Annotated in this window: 20 protein-coding genes; all 20 read left to right on the forward strand. The window is 36.6% G+C overall.

Features of this window, described 5'->3' with window-relative positions; genetic code table 11:
* Window positions 1–47: 47 nt before the first annotated feature.
* The 20 genes from xerC to fliY all read left to right on the forward strand — a co-directional run bounded on the left by xerC (window position 48) and on the right by fliY (window position 17250).
* Entirely contained in the window at window positions 48–956 is a 909-nt protein-coding gene (gene xerC, locus ML543_RS08495; protein ID WP_243386845.1) for a tyrosine recombinase XerC, read from the forward strand.
* Between the two features lie 26 nt (window positions 957–982).
* Window positions 983–1525 (forward strand): ATP-dependent protease subunit HslV, encoded by a 543-nt coding sequence (gene hslV, locus ML543_RS08500; RefSeq protein ID WP_243386846.1) that lies wholly within the window; start codon window positions 983–985, stop codon window positions 1523–1525.
* Window positions 1526–1543: 18 nt separating this feature from the next.
* A complete protein-coding gene (gene hslU / locus ML543_RS08505; protein WP_243386848.1) occupies window positions 1544–2947 on the forward strand; it encodes an HslU--HslV peptidase ATPase subunit in 1404 nt (467 codons plus the stop codon).
* A 49-nt stretch (window positions 2948–2996) separates the two neighbouring features.
* Entirely contained in the window at window positions 2997–3776 is a 780-nt protein-coding gene (gene codY / locus ML543_RS08510; RefSeq protein ID WP_243386850.1) for a GTP-sensing pleiotropic transcriptional regulator CodY, read from the forward strand.
* Window positions 3777–4192: 416 nt separating this feature from the next.
* Window positions 4193–4588, forward strand: coding sequence for a flagellar basal body rod protein FlgB (gene flgB, locus ML543_RS08515; protein WP_243386852.1), 396 nt, complete (start codon window positions 4193–4195; stop codon window positions 4586–4588).
* Window positions 4588–5040, forward strand: a complete 453-nt coding sequence (gene flgC / locus ML543_RS08520; protein WP_243386854.1) for a flagellar basal body rod protein FlgC — start codon at window positions 4588–4590, stop codon at window positions 5038–5040. The genes flgB and flgC overlap by 1 nt, the downstream gene beginning before the upstream one ends.
* 14 nt (window positions 5041–5054) lie before the next feature.
* Complete coding sequence (fliE, locus tag ML543_RS08525) at window positions 5055–5357, forward strand: flagellar hook-basal body complex protein FliE (RefSeq protein ID WP_243386855.1); 303 nt, start codon at window positions 5055–5057, stop codon at window positions 5355–5357.
* 40 nt (window positions 5358–5397) lie between these two features.
* A complete protein-coding gene (gene fliF, locus ML543_RS08530) occupies window positions 5398–6996 on the forward strand; it encodes a flagellar basal-body MS-ring/collar protein FliF (RefSeq protein ID WP_243386856.1) in 1599 nt (532 codons plus the stop codon).
* Between the two features lie 11 nt (window positions 6997–7007).
* Complete coding sequence (fliG, locus tag ML543_RS08535; RefSeq protein ID WP_243386857.1) at window positions 7008–8009, forward strand: flagellar motor switch protein FliG; 1002 nt, start codon at window positions 7008–7010, stop codon at window positions 8007–8009.
* Window positions 8002–8754 (forward strand): flagellar assembly protein FliH, encoded by a 753-nt coding sequence (gene fliH / locus ML543_RS08540; protein WP_243386858.1) that lies wholly within the window; start codon window positions 8002–8004, stop codon window positions 8752–8754. Before fliG ends, fliH begins: the two co-directional genes overlap by 8 nt.
* 4 nt (window positions 8755–8758) lie before the next feature.
* Window positions 8759–10066 carry a flagellar protein export ATPase FliI gene (gene fliI, locus ML543_RS08545; RefSeq protein WP_243386859.1) on the forward strand — a complete coding sequence of 436 codons (1308 nt, stop codon included), beginning with the start codon at window positions 8759–8761 and terminating at the stop codon, window positions 10064–10066.
* Between the two features lie 6 nt (window positions 10067–10072).
* Window positions 10073–10516 (forward strand): flagellar export protein FliJ, encoded by a 444-nt coding sequence (gene fliJ / locus ML543_RS08550; protein WP_243386860.1) that lies wholly within the window; start codon window positions 10073–10075, stop codon window positions 10514–10516.
* Between the two features lie 9 nt (window positions 10517–10525).
* On the forward strand, window positions 10526–11104 hold the full coding sequence (locus tag ML543_RS08555; RefSeq protein ID WP_243386861.1) for a MotE family protein: 579 nt from the start codon (window positions 10526–10528) through the stop codon (window positions 11102–11104).
* A 13-nt stretch (window positions 11105–11117) separates the two neighbouring features.
* Entirely contained in the window at window positions 11118–12410 is a 1293-nt protein-coding gene (locus ML543_RS08560) for a flagellar hook-length control protein FliK (protein WP_243386862.1), read from the forward strand.
* 12 nt (window positions 12411–12422) lie between these two features.
* Complete coding sequence (gene flgD / locus ML543_RS08565; protein ID WP_243386864.1) at window positions 12423–12860, forward strand: flagellar hook assembly protein FlgD; 438 nt, start codon at window positions 12423–12425, stop codon at window positions 12858–12860.
* Window positions 12861–12891: 31 nt separating this feature from the next.
* A complete protein-coding gene (locus tag ML543_RS08570; protein ID WP_243386865.1) occupies window positions 12892–14412 on the forward strand; it encodes a flagellar hook-basal body complex protein in 1521 nt (506 codons plus the stop codon).
* 22 nt (window positions 14413–14434) lie between these two features.
* Entirely contained in the window at window positions 14435–14659 is a 225-nt protein-coding gene (locus ML543_RS08575; RefSeq protein WP_243386866.1) for a flagellar FlbD family protein, read from the forward strand.
* Complete coding sequence (gene fliL / locus ML543_RS08580) at window positions 14652–15080, forward strand: flagellar basal body-associated protein FliL (protein WP_243386867.1); 429 nt, start codon at window positions 14652–14654, stop codon at window positions 15078–15080. Before ML543_RS08575 ends, fliL begins: the two co-directional genes overlap by 8 nt.
* A 33-nt stretch (window positions 15081–15113) precedes the next feature.
* The gene (fliM, locus tag ML543_RS08585) at window positions 15114–16118 is read left to right on the forward strand and encodes a flagellar motor switch protein FliM (protein WP_243386868.1); all 1005 of its coding nucleotides are present in this window, start codon (window positions 15114–15116) and stop codon (window positions 16116–16118) included.
* Window positions 16108–17250 carry a flagellar motor switch phosphatase FliY gene (gene fliY, locus ML543_RS08590; protein ID WP_243386869.1) on the forward strand — a complete coding sequence of 381 codons (1143 nt, stop codon included), beginning with the start codon at window positions 16108–16110 and terminating at the stop codon, window positions 17248–17250. The genes fliM and fliY overlap by 11 nt, the downstream gene beginning before the upstream one ends.
* Window positions 17251–17263: the final 13 nt, after the last annotated feature.

Raw genomic sequence — 17263 nt, forward strand, 5'->3', positions numbered from 1 at the left:
GGCTATAAAAGTGTGTTAACATTTAAAAGCCTTCACGAGGTGCTGTAATGGAATTTGTTAAAAAATATTTAAATTTGTTCGTTGAATATTTACAAATTGAGAAAAATTATTCACAATATACAATTGTGAATTATGTCCATGATATCGAAGAATTTCAGTCTTTTCTAATGGAAGAAGGAATTCATGGACTTGGGGATGTTGCCTATCGAGATATCCGAATCTATTTAACGAAATTACATGATAAAAACTTTTCTAGAAAATCAATTTCACGAAAGGTTTCTTCATTACGCACCTTTTATAAGTTTTTGTTAAGAGAAAAATTTGTTACAGAAAACCCGTTCTCACTCGTAACTTTACCTAAAAAAGAACTAAAGGTGCCTGATGTTTTGTATTACGAAGAGCTTGACCAATTGTTTTCGGTAACAGATACAAATAACCCCCTCGGTCAGCGTGACCAGGCCTTGTTAGAACTGTTTTATGCAACAGGTATTCGTGTAAGTGAGTGTTGTCAAATAACATTGTCTGATCTGGATATTAATGTTGGTACGATTCTAGTACATGGGAAAGGGAACAAACAAAGATATGTTCCTTTTGGCCAATATGCGAGTAGCGCAATTAAGCAATATTTGAATGATGGCCGCCAGAAACTATTAAGTAAGTTGCCACCAGCAGAACAGCATACAAGTTTGTTTGTTAACCACCGCGGTAAGCCGCTTACACCTAGAGGGGTTCGTTATATTTTAAATGAACTAATTAAAAAGGCAGCACTAACTATTCATGTTAGTCCGCATACATTTCGACATACCTTCGCCACTCATTTATTGAATGAAGGGGCAGATATGCGGAGTGTCCAAGAATTGTTAGGTCATGAACATCTTTCATCAACACAAGTATATACACATGTTTCAAAAGAGCATTTGCAAAAAATTTATCGCTCTCACCATCCACGTGCATAGTGAGAGAAGAAAAAGGAGGAGTCGCTTTGTCACAATTCCATGCGACAACGATCTTTGCTATTCACCATAAGGGTGAGTGTGCAATGGCAGGAGATGGCCAAGTAACATTTGGAAATGCTGTTGTAATGAAACATACTGCACGAAAAGTTCGTAAATTATTTAACGGACAAGTGTTAGCTGGGTTTGCAGGCTCTGTAGCGGATGCCTTTACGTTATTTGAAATGTTTGAAGGGAAGCTAGAAGAGTATAATGGAAACCTCCAGCGAGCGGCTGTAGAATTGGCAAAAGAATGGCGAAGTGATAAAGTACTGCGTCGTTTAGAGGCTATGTTAATTGTAATGAATCGAGACCACCTACTACTCGTTTCTGGTACTGGTGAAGTGATTGAACCGGATGATGGTATATTAGCCATTGGGTCAGGTGGAAATTATGCGTTATCAGCTGGTCGAGCGTTAAAGCGTTTTGCGGGAGATCATCTTACAGCGAGAGATATTGCACAGTCCGCTTTGCAAATTGCAGGAGAAATATGTGTTTATACAAATGAAAATATTATAGTGGAAGAACTTTGATGAAGGAGGACCTTAAATATGCGGAATCACGACTTAACGCCTAGACAAATTGTTGACCGATTAGATCAATACATTGTAGGGCAAAAGGAAGCGAAAAAAGCAGTTGCTGTCGCTCTTCGAAATCGGTATCGTCGAACGTTACTACAAGAGAAAATGCGTGATGAAGTAGTGCCAAAGAACATTCTCATGATTGGACCTACGGGTGTAGGGAAAACCGAAATTGCTAGACGTATTGCAAAATTGGTTGGAGCGCCTTTCGTAAAAGTAGAAGCAACGAAATTTACAGAAGTAGGGTATGTAGGTCGAGATGTAGAGTCGATGGTTCGTGACTTAGTGGAAACGTCAGTTCGAATTATTAAAGAAGAAAAAATGCAGTCGGTAAAATCTCAAGCGGAAGAAAATGCGAACAAACGACTATTAGACTTATTAGTCCCTAGTAAAAAGAAAAGTCAACCGTATAAAAATCCGTTTGAAATGATTTTCGGTGGAAATCAGGCTCAAGAGACTCAACATTCTACTACCGATGACGATATTAATCGTGAAGAAAAGAAAAGAGAGTTTGCAATAAAACTTGCTAATGGCGAACTAGAACATCATGAAATTGTCGTTGAAGTTGAAGAACAACAACCTTCTATGTTTGATATGCTTCAAGGATCTGGTATGGAGCAAATGGGAATGAATATGCAAGATGCTCTCTCCAACTTGATGCCTAAAAAGAAGAAACGACGCAAGATGAAAGTAAAAGATGCACGACAAGTACTTATCAATGAAGAAGCTCAAAAGCTTATTGACATGGATGAGGTTACACAAATTGCATTGGAACGTGCCGAACAATCAGGTATCGTTTTCATTGATGAAATTGACAAAATTGCAAAATCAAGTAAGTCTTCTGCATCTGCTGATGTGTCAAGAGAAGGTGTGCAGCGTGATATTCTTCCGATTGTCGAAGGTTCAACTGTCGTGACAAAATATGGTTCCGTCAAAACCGATCATATTTTATTTATCGCAGCAGGTGCGTTTCACATGTCGAAACCATCTGACTTGATTCCAGAATTGCAAGGGCGTTTCCCAATTCGCGTTGAATTGAAAAAGTTAACTGTAGACGATTTTGTCCGGATTTTAATTGAGCCTAGTAATGCAATTTTAAAGCAATATCAAGCATTATTGGAAACGGAAGGTATACAATTAGAATTTTCTGACGATGCTATTCGTAAGATTGCAGAAGTTGCCTTCCAAGTCAATCAAGATACGGATAATATAGGAGCGCGTCGTCTTCATACGATCTTAGAAAAACTGTTAGAAGATCTATTATTTGAAGCTCCAGATATTACGTTAGAGAAAATACAGATTACGCCGCAATATGTTGAAGAAAAATTAGACATCATTGCACAAAACAAAGATTTAAGTCAATTTATTTTATAAACATAAGACATCTAAGAAGAACTACTACATATTTAGGAGGACAAATAGAATGGCTCTTTTAGAAAAAACACGTACCATTAATGCAATGCTTCAAAATGCTGCTGGTAAACAAGTGAACTTTAAGGAAATGGCAGAAACATTAAGTGAAGTAATCGAAGCGAATATTTTCGTTGTAAGTAGACGTGGAAAGCTTTTAGGGTTTGGAATTAATAAGCAAATCGAAAATGAACGTATGAAAAAAATGTTAGAAGACCGTCAGTTTCCAGAAGAATATACGAAAAGCTTATTTAACATTTCAGAAACATCTTCTAACTTAGATGTATACAGCGAATATACAGCTTTTCCAATTGAAAACCGTGAACTTTTCAAAAATGGTTTCACAACAATTGTTCCAATTAACGGTGGGGGAGAAAGACTTGGTACGCTAATTTTAGCTCGTTTAGCTGACCAGTTTAATGATGATGATTTAATTCTTGCTGAATACGGTGCAACGGTTGTAGGAATGGAAATTTTACGAGAAAAAGCAGAAGAAATTGAAGAAGAAGCGCGTAGTAAAGCGGTTGTACAAATGGCTATTAGCTCTCTTTCCTATAGTGAGTTAGAAGCGATTGAGCATATTTTTGAAGAATTAAATGGAAACGAAGGCCTACTAGTAGCGAGTAAAATTGCCGATCGTGTAGGTATTACACGTTCCGTTATTGTAAATGCTCTTCGTAAACTAGAGAGTGCGGGAGTTATCGAATCTCGTTCTTTAGGAATGAAGGGAACGTATATCAAAGTTTTAAACGACAAGTTTTTAGTGGAATTAGAGAAGTTAAAAAATCATTAATCATTTCTTAACATTGTGTTAACTAAACAAAGAAGCGAGCCAAAATAAATAACCTTTTGGCTCGCTTTCTTTTTTTAAAATAGGCCAAAAAGGTTATTGAAAAAGTTGTGTGTAAAAGTTTCCCTATACTAGAAGTGTTATCCGGAGTGTCTGAAGTCAGTCATATCAAGGTGTCGAAAATTGTCAAAATAATTAAAACTATTTGAGTGAAAAGGGAATTCTGAATATAAGTGTAAATAAGTTGAAAGTTTTAAGTCTTTAGTCCTAAACAAAAAATAGAACCATTCTCCAACGAATTTTAACAAAAGATTCATAGACTTTATATCTATTCTTTTTTAAAATAGAAATATATTATTTAACATTTTTCGACATAAATACCATTCGTTCTACATGGAGTCGTTTGTGGGGGTATTTAAATGAATATTTTTTCGAGTACGATACAGCAATTAGAAAACGGAATTCAATATGCTTCGACAAAACAGAAAGTCATATCCAATAATATTGCAAATGCAGAAACACCTGGATATAAGGCGAAGAGTGTGAAATTTAAAGATGCATTACAACAGGAAATAAGCAAATTCGAAGCGTATCGAACACATGAAAAGCATTTATCTTTTTCGGGTGTGGGATCACAATCGTTTGAAGTGTATACACGAAATCAAGCTTCTTACATGGCGAACGGAAATAGCGTAGATATTGATCAAGAAATGGCTGAAATGGCCCAAAATCAAATTTACTATGATGCGTTAATGGAACGTCTTAATGGGAAATTCAATTCCTTAAAGTCTGTTATTAAAGGTGGTCAAGTGTAATGGGGATTTTTCAATCACTTAATATTTCAAGTACTGCGCTATCGACACAACGGCTTAGAATGGATGTTATCTCTTCAAATATTGCAAATATGGACACGACGCGAGCTGAATTTAATGGCGAGTCTTGGGAACCATACAGACGGAAGATGGTCGTGGTGGAGCCGAAGGGTGAATCGTTCTCGTCATATTTGCAAAATGCCATGAAATCGACAAGTAAAGTAGGTAGTGGTGTAAAAGTGACTAAAATCATAGAAGATGAAACGCCATTTAAGTTAGTATATGATCCAACTCACCCAGATGCCAATGAAGAAGGTTACGTTCAATTACCGAATGTCGATCCATTAAAAGAAATGGTCGATTTAATGAGTAGCACTAGAGCATATGAGGCGAATGTAACTGCCTTTAACGCATCTAAAGGAATGCTCATGAAAGCATTGGAACTTGGTAAATAGTAGGAGGGGCGAAAATGATAAACGGCATTAATTCGATTGCTGCTGCTTCCAACACAGTTGCAAAAACAAATAATGTAAATATAAATAATGGATCAGGTTCATCGTTTTCAACAATATTAAAGCAAAGTTTAGAAACAGTAAATAAGGCTCAAATTGAGTCAGATAAATTAACAAACGCCTTTATTTCTGGTAAACCAGTTGAATTACATAATGTTATGATTGCTTCTGAAAAAGCAGGCATTCTACTTCAAACGACTATAGAAGTGAGAAATAAAGCGATAGAAGCCTATCAAGAGATGATGAGAATGCAAGTCTAAACGCTTTAGGACAGTGAGTCGTTTTATCGGGGGATTAAACATGAATGAAAAATTAAAACATTTAGGAGCGAACATACGAACCTTTTGGCAAGAGAGAACAAAACTGCAAAAAGGGTCAATTATAGGTTCTGTTGTCGGTATATTCGCGATTATTGCAATACTTTCAATATTCTTAAATCAATCGAACATGGCTCCTCTTTACACTAATCTTTCTCTAGAAGAAACTGGTAAAATAAAAGAAACGTTAGATGCAAGAGGGATTCAATCAGAGATTACGGACAATGGACAGACGATTTTAGTGCCACAAGAAGTGGCGGATACGTTAAAAGTTGAATTAGCCGCAGAAGGAATCCCGAATAGCGGGAATATTGACTATACTTTTTTTGGGCAAAATGCTGGCTTTGGAATGACTGACAATGAATTCAACATGGTCAAACTTGAAACGACCCAAACAGAATTGGCTAACTTAATTAAAGGAATTGAAGGAATTAATGATGCAAAAGTAATGATTAGCTTGCCTTCTGAGTCAGTGTTTGTCGGTGAAACAACCGAAGAGGCAACAGCATCCATTGTGTTAAATATTCAGCCTGGATATCAACTGGATCAAAACAAAGTCAATGCACTATACCATCTTGTGTCAAAAAGTATTCCTAACCTTCCTACTGATAATATCGTCATAATGGATCAAAACTTTAGTTATTTTGACCTAAAAAATGAAAATAGTCCAATAAATTCTAATATTGTATCTCAATTACAACTTAAGAAAGAAATTGAACAAGATATCCAAATGGAAGTACAAAAGCTTTTAGGTACGATGATGGGACAAGATAAAGTGGTTGTTTCTGTAACTACTGATATAGACTTTACCCAGGAAAATCGTGAAGAAAACCTCGTGCTTCCTGTTGATGAAGAAAACAATGAAGGAATTGCCATTAGTGTTGAAAGGATTACAGAAGCATATTCAGGTGAAGGAGCAGAAGCAGGTGGAATAACTGGAACCGGTGACACGGATACAGTTACTAATCAAGAATTTGCTGGTGAGGGAGCAGGAGAGTACGAGCGAATCGAGGAGCGAGTCAATAACGAAGTTAACCGAATTCGAAAAGAGATTGTTGAAAGTCCATATAAAATTCGGGATATCGGAATTCAAGTGATGGTAGAACCTCCAGATCCAAATGATGCAACCTCTCTACCTGCAGAACGTGTGAATGATATTGAACAAATTTTATCAACAATTGTACGTACGAGTATAAATAAAAATGCAAATGAAGAACCTTTGTCTGCTGAAGAGATTGAAGAGAAAATTGTCGTATCAGTTCAGCCGTTTACTGGAAAGGCAACTTTCAATAGTAATGAACAAACGTTTGCGATTCCAATGTGGGTTTACATTACTTTCGGTGCAGCATTACTATTAATCATTTTATTAATCCTATTGCTAATTCGAAGAAAGAAAAATGCTGCTGTGGTTGAAGAAGATGGAGATGTAGCAGAAGAACCGATTGATATTCCAAATATTTTAGAGGAACGTCAAGAAGCATTTGATGAAGTTACGGTAAAACGTAAGCAGATTGAAGATATGGCGAAAGAAAAGCCAGATGAATTTGCGAAACTACTACGAACATGGCTCTATGAAGATTAGGGGGAACATGAATGAAAAAGCTAACAGGCCGGCAAAAAGCGGCTGTATTACTAATCTCCTTAGGACCGGATGTTGCTGCAAATGTGTATAAACATTTGTCAGAAGAAGAGATTGAAAAGTTAACGTTAGAGATATCAGGTGTTAGAAAAGTAGATAACGAGAAAAAAGAGGAGATTATTTCAGAGTTTCATGACATCGCACTTGCACAAGATTTTATTTCTCAAGGAGGCATTCAATACGCTCGACATATTTTAGAAAAAGCACTAGGAGAAGAGAAGGCTGAAAACATAATCTATCGTTTAACTTCATCTTTACAGGTAAGACCATTTGATTTTGCGCGTAAAGCGGAGGCATCTCAAATTCTGAACTTTATTCAAAATGAGCACCCGCAAACCATTGCACTCATTCTATCTTACTTAGATGCTGTGCAGGCAGGGCAAATTTTATCGTCACTTCCACAAGAAATGCAAGCTGACATTGCCAAGCGTATTGCGGTGATGGAACGTACTTCTCCTGAGGTTATTAATGAGGTTGAACAAATTCTTGAGAAAAAGCTATCTTCTACAGTTACACAAGATTACAGTGAAACTGGTGGAATTGAAACGGTAGTCGAAGTATTAAATGGTGTGGATCGTGCAACGGAGAAAACAATTATTGAAGCACTTGAAATTCAAGATCCAGAATTAGCTGAAGAAATTAAGAAGAGAATGTTCGTGTTTGAAGATATCGTAACATTAGATAATCGCGCAATTCAACGAGTGATTCGTGATGCGGAAAACGAAGACCTTATGCTATCTTTAAAAGTTGCTTCCGAAGAAGTAAAAGAAGTATTATTCCGAAATATGTCTTCTCGGATGGCTGAAACGTTTAAAGAGGAAATGGAATTCATGGGACCTGTTCGATTACGCGATGTCGAAGAAGCTCAGACAAGAATTGTTTCTGTCATTAGACGATTAGAAGATGCAGGTGAAATTGTAATCGCTAGAGGTGGAGGGGATGATTTAATTGTCTAACGTTTATAAACGTTCCATCGCCTCTAACCTAGACAATCCGTTAACATTACCTATTCGAAAAATAGAAGTGCCGATTCAAAAGAATGAGCAAGAAGAAAAGAATGAAGTTAATACTTACGCCATGATTGAAACTGCTCGAAAAGAAGCTGACCAAATTATTCAATCAGCCCAAGCTGAATCCGAAAAAATGAAAGAAGAAATTGAATCGCAAAAACTGCAGTGGGAGCAAGAACGAAAACAGTTGATTGAACAGGCTAACCAACAAGGGTATGAAGAAGGTTTTGTAGCAGGTAAAGCTGCAGGATTAGCTCAGTATGAAACCTTAATTCAACAGGCGAGAGATATTGTTCAAGTTGCTGAAGAAGACTATCAAAACAAAATCGAATCAGCTGATGAACAAATACTTCTTATCGCCCTGAAGGTAGCAGAAAAAATATTAAACACACAACTAACAGATTCACCAGATGATTTTATTCCTATCGTAAAAAATGTGATACAAGAAGTGAAAGATTATCCAGAGGTGACGATAGCTGTTCATCCAGATCAGTATGAATTAATCGTATTTCACAAAGAAGAGTTTAAACAATTATTTACGAAACCTGTTCATTTATATACTGTTCCAGATTCGTCAGTCACACCGTTTAGCGTTCAAATTGAATCCCCTTCTGGCAAAATTGATGGCAGTATTCAAACTCAAATTGAGCAGTTACAAGGCAAATTACTAGAATTTATTCGAGAGGGGTAGCTTTATGGATATCCAAAACCTCTTTCAACAAATTGATGAAATTGACCGGTTCAAACGTTATGGAAAGATTCATAAAGTGGTTGGATTGACTGTTGAATCTATCGGACCAGAAAGCTCAATTGGTGATTTGTGCTATATTCATACAAAAAACGGAGATAAAATCCCAGCAGAGGTAGTAGGGTTTAAAGGTGAAAATATCATTCTGATGCCTTTTACCTCTATAAAACAAGTTGCCCCTGGTAGCATTGTTGAGGCGACACAGAAGCCTTTAACCATTAAAGTTGGCATGAATATTGTTGGGCAAGTTGTAGATGCAATGGGAAATCCGTTAGATGGTGGACAATTACCAAAAGGATTGACAAATGTCAAGAGTGAAAATGAACCTCCTAATCCATTAACGAAACCTCCAATTGAGCATGTAATGGAGGTTGGAGTTAAATCCATTGATGGATTATTAACAATTGGAAATGGTCAGAGAGTTGGTATTTTTGCAGGAAGTGGTGTCGGAAAAAGTACTTTACTTGGGATGATTGCCAAGCAGGCAAAAGCAGACATTAACGTCATTGCCTTAATCGGTGAGCGTGGTCGTGAAGTTCGCGAATTCATCAATCGAGACTTAGGAGAACAAGGTTTAAAGAAATCAGTTGTTGTTGCTGCAACGTCAGACCAACCTGCATTGATGAGAATTAAAGCAGCTTATACGGCAACGGCAATTGCTGAGTATTTTCGTGATAAAGGTCTAAATGTCATGCTCATGATGGACTCTGTTACGAGGGTAGCGATGGCACAAAGGGAAGTCGGGCTTGCAGTTGGTGAACCTCCAACTACGAAAGGTTATCCTCCATCTGTATTTGCATTATTACCGAAGTTGTTAGAACGAACAGGTACGAATCAAAATGGTTCAATTACCGCGTTTTATACGGTTTTAGTAGACGGTGATGATTTAAATGAGCCGATTTCAGATACTGTGCGCGGCATTTTGGATGGCCATATTGTATTAGATCGAGAGTTAGCTAATAAAGGACAATATCCTGCCATTAATATATTGAAAAGTGTAAGTAGGATAATGAATTCAATCGTGACAGATGAACATAAACGTGGAGCGAATGAGCTAAGAAGTATTTTGTCTACTTACTTGGAAGCAGAAGATTTAATTAATATTGGGGCTTATAAGCGTGGATCATCTGCAGAAATCGATCGTGCAATAAGGATTTATCCGAATATTATATCATTTTTGAAGCAATCCATTGATGAGAGCCAATCGTTCGAAACAACTGTTCAACAATTACTGGAACTAATTCAAAAGGGATGATGATGTTTGTCCTATTATTATCGATACCAATCAATCCTAAATATGAAAGAGAACGAGAAAAATCAAATTCTATCTGATTATGAAAAGTCAGTGGAGGACTTCGAGAAAGTAGCCCAAAAATTATATGAATGCTTAAAGAAAAAAGAAGACCTTGAAAAGGCAAAATTGGAAGGGTTGGAAAAAGGGTTAGCTGTTCAGGAAATGAGACATTATCAACAGTTTGTTACTAATTTGGAAAGAACTATTGATCATTATCAAAAGCTCGTGATGTTAACTAGAAATAAAATGAATGAAAAGGAAAGCTTATTAAAAAATAAAAATATTGAGCTAAAGAAATATGAAAAAATGAAAGAAAATGACTACAAAAAGTATAAGCAAGAAGAAAGAAATAATGAGATAAAAGAACTTGATCAAATTTCGATAATGGCTTATTCCTACCGGGGAAATTAGGTGAAAAGTATGGAAAATGAAGAAAAATCATTATCAAAACTACAATGGTTTTTAATAATTGTAACATCATCCATTGTAACACTTGTTTTTATCTATTTTATTCTTTATATGGTTGGAATTGACCCACTTCAAAAAGTAAAGGAAAAAGCGAAAACGATCCCAATCATATCCAATTACATTGATAAAGAAGAAAATCCAATATCTGAATTGGAACAGATAACAAGAGAGTTTGAAAAAGAAAAAGAACAATTTACGAAAACGATTGATGAACAACAACAAATGATTACTGCTTTGGAGAAAGACCTACAGTTAAAAGAGGATGAATTAAGTGAATTACAAGCTGAATTCCACTCGCTGCAATCTGAACTAAATGCATTAAATAGGGAAGGTGAACAAAAGGTAGATATCACTTCTATCTATGAAGAAATGAATCCTTCAAAAGCTGCTGAATCGATTGCAGTATTGTCCGATGAGTCAGCAACACAAATTCTCACTTCATTAAAACAAGAAACGATTGCAAGAATACTTGAAAAGATGGATGTTCAAGATCGAGCCCGAATGACGAAGCTGCTTCAAGATTCGAATTAAAGGAGGTGAAACAATGGTAAATCCAATTGGGCTTCTTCCAATTTCCAATCAACTTGGGAATGAGATGAATGCTAAGGTGGATATGAAAAAAGGTCAATTTCGACAGTTGTTTCAAAGTATTAGTACTCATACAAAAGGTGATTTTACTGGTGAAACAAAACCTTATGAACTACTAATAGATTCCATTGCTTCAGTTTTAAATGGAATTATTCATATGAAAAATGGGACATTAGGAGAAGTTAACGAGGCAGAATCAGCAGGTGAATCGGCTCATGATGGTACAAAAGAGATCGAATTTATATTACACCATTTCCTTGAAAATCTATTTAAAGAATTGAAGCCTGAAAATTTTATCAACCCAAATGTGAATTCGGTAGATAATGGAGAACCTAAAGAAAATCCTTCAGTACGATTGGGTCATAAGGGTCAGTTCAATTTAGAGGTCTTAACAGGACTACTGAAGAAGATAGAGTCCTTATCTCCTGTTCAAATTCAAGCAGTCTTGCCAAAGAATAAAGCTGAAGAGCTAACTAAATTACTTACTCAAATTTCGGGAATTATAGATGAACATGTGAAGTCAAAAATGAAGGACTTAGTCTTACAGAATCAAAGAGTCGTAAATTTAAGCGGCGCCGTTGACAAAATTATGGACAATGAAGATTTGTTTAAGGTCATTAGAGCTATAGAGTTAAAAGGAAATACACCGACAAAAAGTCCTATCAATTTACAAAATTTTAACTTGAATCTAAGTGAACATCAACAAGACTTTGGTAAGATAAAGTCAGTAATACCTACTTTCGAAAATGTACAAACTGTAGGCGTTAATCATTCAAAAGATGTGATTGAGTTTCCCTTATCGTTAAATACTGCAAAGGGAAATGACCAAAAAACGATGGTGGATCAACAAGAGTTTGTTAAAAAGTTTTTAGATATCATGAAAACGAGCAAAATGTATCGCCAAGTAGACGGAAAAAGTGTAATGACTATTCGTTTAAACCCGGAGCATCTTGGAAGCTTAACAGTAAGATTAGTACAACAGAACAATGAAACGATTGCAAAAATAATGGCTTCTACACAATCGGCAAAAGAATTACTTGAGCATAGTATCCACCAATTAAAGCAAGCATTACCAAACACTGAAATTGCCGTACACCGATTCGAATTAGTAGAGGAGCAACCAATGTCGTCATTCCGAGAACATCAAGAAAAGGAACATCATCAGAATCAAAAAAATGAAAAGAAGCATGACGACTCTCAAGAATCCTTTAAGGATAGACTTGAAGAAATTCTTAATCTTGAAGCTTAGGAGTTAAGAAACATGAGCACTCTCAATTCAATAGATGCTAATTTACTATTATCAAGTGTGAAAAGTCAACAAAAACAACCATCATCCTCTTTAGGAAAAGATGACTTTTTGAAAATCCTTATTACTCAGCTACAAAATCAAGACCCATTAAATCCGATGGAAGATCGAGAATTTATTTCGCAAATGGCTAATTTTTCGTCACTGGAGCAAATGACAAACTTAAATAGCACGATGTCTAATTTTGTTCAACAACAAAAACAACAATCGATGTTCCAATATTCCGAAATGATAGGTAAAGAAGTAACCTATCGGGATGATAATGGTATTGAAAATCTTGGGGTTGTTCAATCGGTTCGATATAACGGGACAGAAGTCCTTCTGCAGCTCGAAAATGGGATTGATATTACAACCTCCACAGTCTTTAAAATTAGCGAATCTAAAACGAAATAATCCAACGAAAAATGAATGAGGAGAGGATAATATGCTTCGTTCCTTGTATTCAGGAATAAGTGGTATGAAAAACTTCCAATTAAAGCTTGATGTGATCGGTAACAATATCGCAAACGTTAATACATATGGATATAAAAAGAGCCGTATTACATTCAAAGAACTAGTGAACCAACAGCTTTCAGGGGCAAGTGAAGCAGCAGGCGGCCTTGGAGGTGTAAACCCTAAACAAGTAGGGCTTGGTTCAACCGTTGGAACAATTGATACAATCCATACGACTGGAGCTACTCAAACGACGGCTCGTACACTTGATTTGGCGATTAACGGAGACGGATTTTTTCCTGTAGCGACCATAAGTGACTTCAGCCGCATTAACATCGATATAGGAAATGCAATTGGTGACAATAAAATCGCCGGAAATATTAATAATGCAGTTGATTTAGCCTACACGCGCGCAGGTAACTTCTATTTAGATGAAAGAGGCTATTTAGTAACAGGGGATGGGATGTACGTTATCGGAGAAACCGGTGAAAAATCTGTTCCAACTGATGATGGAATTACGAAAGCCAATAATGCTTTAACAGCCATAGCTTCTTTTAATACACCATATGAAAACATGTATGAGTCTTTAAAGGAAATTTATGATAAAGCAAATGATTTGAAATCTGCCTTTGAAGCATACAACGAGTCGGTCAAAATATGGTCAGATGCTGGAAGTCCAAATCCATCACCTTTATATGATGCAATGGACAGTGCACATCAAGCATTACAAACGATTTACACGGATTTTAACAACCGAGTCACGACTGCAGGAACAGGTTTTGATGCCGTTGCTACAGATTTTGCAACTGCGCTTACAACCCTTAACAATTCAATTGATACGTTTAACAGCGCAACACCAATCACAGATATTTTAACGAAAATTACAAGTGCTGTTTCTACGATCTCAGGGAATTACCCTGACGCAAGTACAATTGCGGTAGGTACACCTGCAAGTTCTACTCAATTAGATACGATGAACCAGCTAATAAACTCTTTAGAGAGCTATACAACAGATTTAAATAATGTAGCACAATCTGTAATCAAATATGAAGATGCTGCTGAAAGGTTAAAAGAACCTTCATGGACAGATTCTTTGAGTGGAAGTGCCGGATTAATTCAGATTCCATTATCAGCGAAGAGCTTTAGTATTGGACCAAATGGAACAATTACGTTTGTTAACCAAGATGGTGAATTAAATGTAGCTGGTCAAATTCGCATTGCTAATTTCCCGAATGCAGGTGGTCTAGAAAAAGTCGGAGCAAACCTCTTTAAAGAATCATCTAACTCCGGTTCAGTCGATAAGAATGGAAATGGAATACAATTAGATGAATTATTCGCACCAGGAACTAATGGTACAGGTACTCTTACTTCCGGTGCATTAGAAATGTCAAATGTTGACTTGTCAGAAGAGTTTACAGAAATGATCGTAGCCCAAAGAGGTTTCCAATCTAATACAAAAATTATTACAACTTCTGATGAAATCCTGCAAGAATTAATGAGCTTGAAGCGATAATGAAGTTAAGTGGTGACTGTAAATGATTACATTAACGAAATTAAATGGTCAGCCGTTCCTATTGAATGTATTGTTGTTCGAACGGGTAGAATTTCTGCCCGATTCGACCATTACATTAACGAATGGGCATAAGTATATCGTGAAAGAAAGCCAGAAAGAGATCGAAGCAAAAATAATGACGTTCTATAAGGAAATAGGTCTAACCTCTTCCATGAACAAGTTAGGAGTGTTGGATGAGGATGAATAGAAGGTTTTTAAATATTTTACTCATTATCATTGCTTCCATTTCCGTTATCGGGATTACCGCTTTAGTAGTTATTAATAATTTTATAAATGATGGAGATGAAAAGAAAGAAAAGACTGTGGATGATGTTGTAGCGTCAACGGTTGAAATTTCTGAGCTAACGACTAACTTAGCTACTGGAAATATTGTTCAGCTATCAATGCGGATTGAAGCGAATGATAAAAAAGGAAAGGAAGAACTTGAAAAACGAGATTTTCAAGTGCGTGATATTGTCATCTCCGTTCTTGCAAACATGAAAGCGAGTGAGCTTGAAGGGGAAAATGGAATGAAACTCTTTAAAGAAAAAGTAAAAAATAATGTGAATGGATTAATGATCGAGGGTGAGGTTAAAGAAATTTACATAACCTCCTTTATCCTTCAGTAAGATGAAATAGTTTGGATGGGGAGGTGAATGCTCATGTCATCAAATGAAATATTGTCACAAAGTGAAATTGATGCACTCTTGTCGGCTCTATCTACCGGAGAGATGGATGCGGACGAATTAAAAAAAGAAGAAGAGTCAAAAAAAGTTAAAGTATATGATTTTAAACGAGCTTTGCGATTTTCAAAGGACCAAATCCGAAGTATTACGAGGATTCATGATAACTTTGCAAGATTATTAACAACCTACTTCTCCGCACAGTTACGTACTTATATTCAAATCTCTGTGGCGTCAGTTGATCAACTTCCATATGGAGAATTCGTTAGTTCGATTCCTAAGATGACGATTTTAAATGTTTTTGAAATGCAGCCACTTGAAGGAAGAGTCTTGATGGAGGTAAATCCGAACATCGCCTATGCGATGATGGACCGTGTAATGGGTGGATTAGGGGTATCGATGAACAAAATCGAAAGCCTTACAGAAATTGAGACGAAAATTATTTCGAATGTTTTCGAAAAATCCTTAGAGAATTATCGAGAAGCATGGGAAGGAATTGTTGAAATTGATCCTGTGATGCAAGATTTTGAAATAAATCCTCAATTTTTACAGCTCGTTTCCCCGAATGAAACAGTTGTCGTCATATCGTTAAATACACAAATTGGAGAGACGAGCGGTATGATTAACTTATGCTTGCCGCAAGTCGTGTTAGAGCCAATAATTCCGAAGCTCTCTGCTCACTACTGGATGCAATCTGAGCGAAAAGAGCCGATGGAAGTCGAAACGAAAGCTATTAAAAAACAAATAAAACGAGCGGAAGTGCCTTTAAGTGCTGAACTAGGGTATGCACAATTAACTATTAAAGAGTTTCTTGAGCTACAAGAAGGGGATATGATTCGTTTAGAGTCGATGGTAACAGATCCTCTGACGGTTAAGGTTGGGGAAGTGCCGAAGTTCACCGGACAACCAGGAAAAGTGAAAAACCGATTAGCAGTACAAATTCTTGACGTGATAAATCGAGGTGAGGACGAAAATGAATTCTAATATGCTGTCGCAGGATGAAATTGATGCGCTATTAAATGGCGGGGGGATGCCTGACGAACAAGAAGATTCAAAGAGTAGTCAAAAAGACATCAACGACTTCTTTTCAGAAATGGAACAAGATGCAATAGGTGAGATTGGAAACATTTCGTTCGGAAGTTCAGCGACGGCTTTGTCTACCCTTTTGAATCAAAAGGTTCAAATTACTACCCCAACAGTATCACTCGTTAATCGTCAGCAATTGGCTGATGAATTTCCGCACCCTTATGTTTCGATTCAAGTCTACTATACAGAAGGGTTTACAGGTAGTAATATACTAGTTATAAAGCAAAGTGATGCATCTATAATTGCAGATTTAATGATTGGGGGTGACGGCTCCAATCCGCAAGATTTAGGAGAAATACAAATAAGTGCAGTACAAGAAGCGATGAACCAGATGATGGGTTCAGCAGCAACATCAATGTCAACAGTTTTTAACAAAAAGGTGGATATTTCTCCTCCTGCTATTGACTTACTAAATGTTCACGAAGGTAAAGGAACGGAAAGTATTTTAGAAGAAGAGTTATTCTTAAAGGTATCTTTTCGATTAACAGTCGGCAATTTAATTGATTCGCAAATTATGCAGTTGCTTCCGATTGAATTTGCTCGTGAATTAATTGACCAATTAATGCATACGGAAGAACAGGTAGTGGAAGAAGTGGTTGCACCTTCTCAAGAAGAGCCTAAACCACAGAAACCATCTACTCAATCTGAACCGGCTCCAGCACCAGTTACTCCTCCACAAACCGAGCCAAAGAAGGAGCCGAAACAAGTAAATGCAAAACCAGTCGAATTCGCTTCGTTTGAACCACAGCAAGTTCATACGGATGTTTCGAATTTAGATATGTTACTGGACATACCATTAACTGTTACTGTGGAGTTAGGCCGTACAAAACGGTCAATTGAAAAGATTCTTGAACTTTCCACCGGATCTATTATTGAACTTGATAAGTTGGCGGGAGAGCCGGTTGATATATTAATTAACAATAAAAAAGTGGCTAAAGGAGAAGTTGTCGTCATTGATGAGAATTTTGGCGTTCGTGTTACGGATATATTAAGCCAATCAGAACGCTTAAATAAAATTAATAATTCGTAATAGGAGTGGATGA

Origin of the sequence: Bacillus kexueae (genome assembly GCF_022809095.1) — a bacterium.
In the GTDB taxonomy this organism is placed as follows: Bacteria; Bacillota; Bacilli; order Bacillales; family Aeribacillaceae; genus Bacillus_BZ; species Bacillus_BZ kexueae.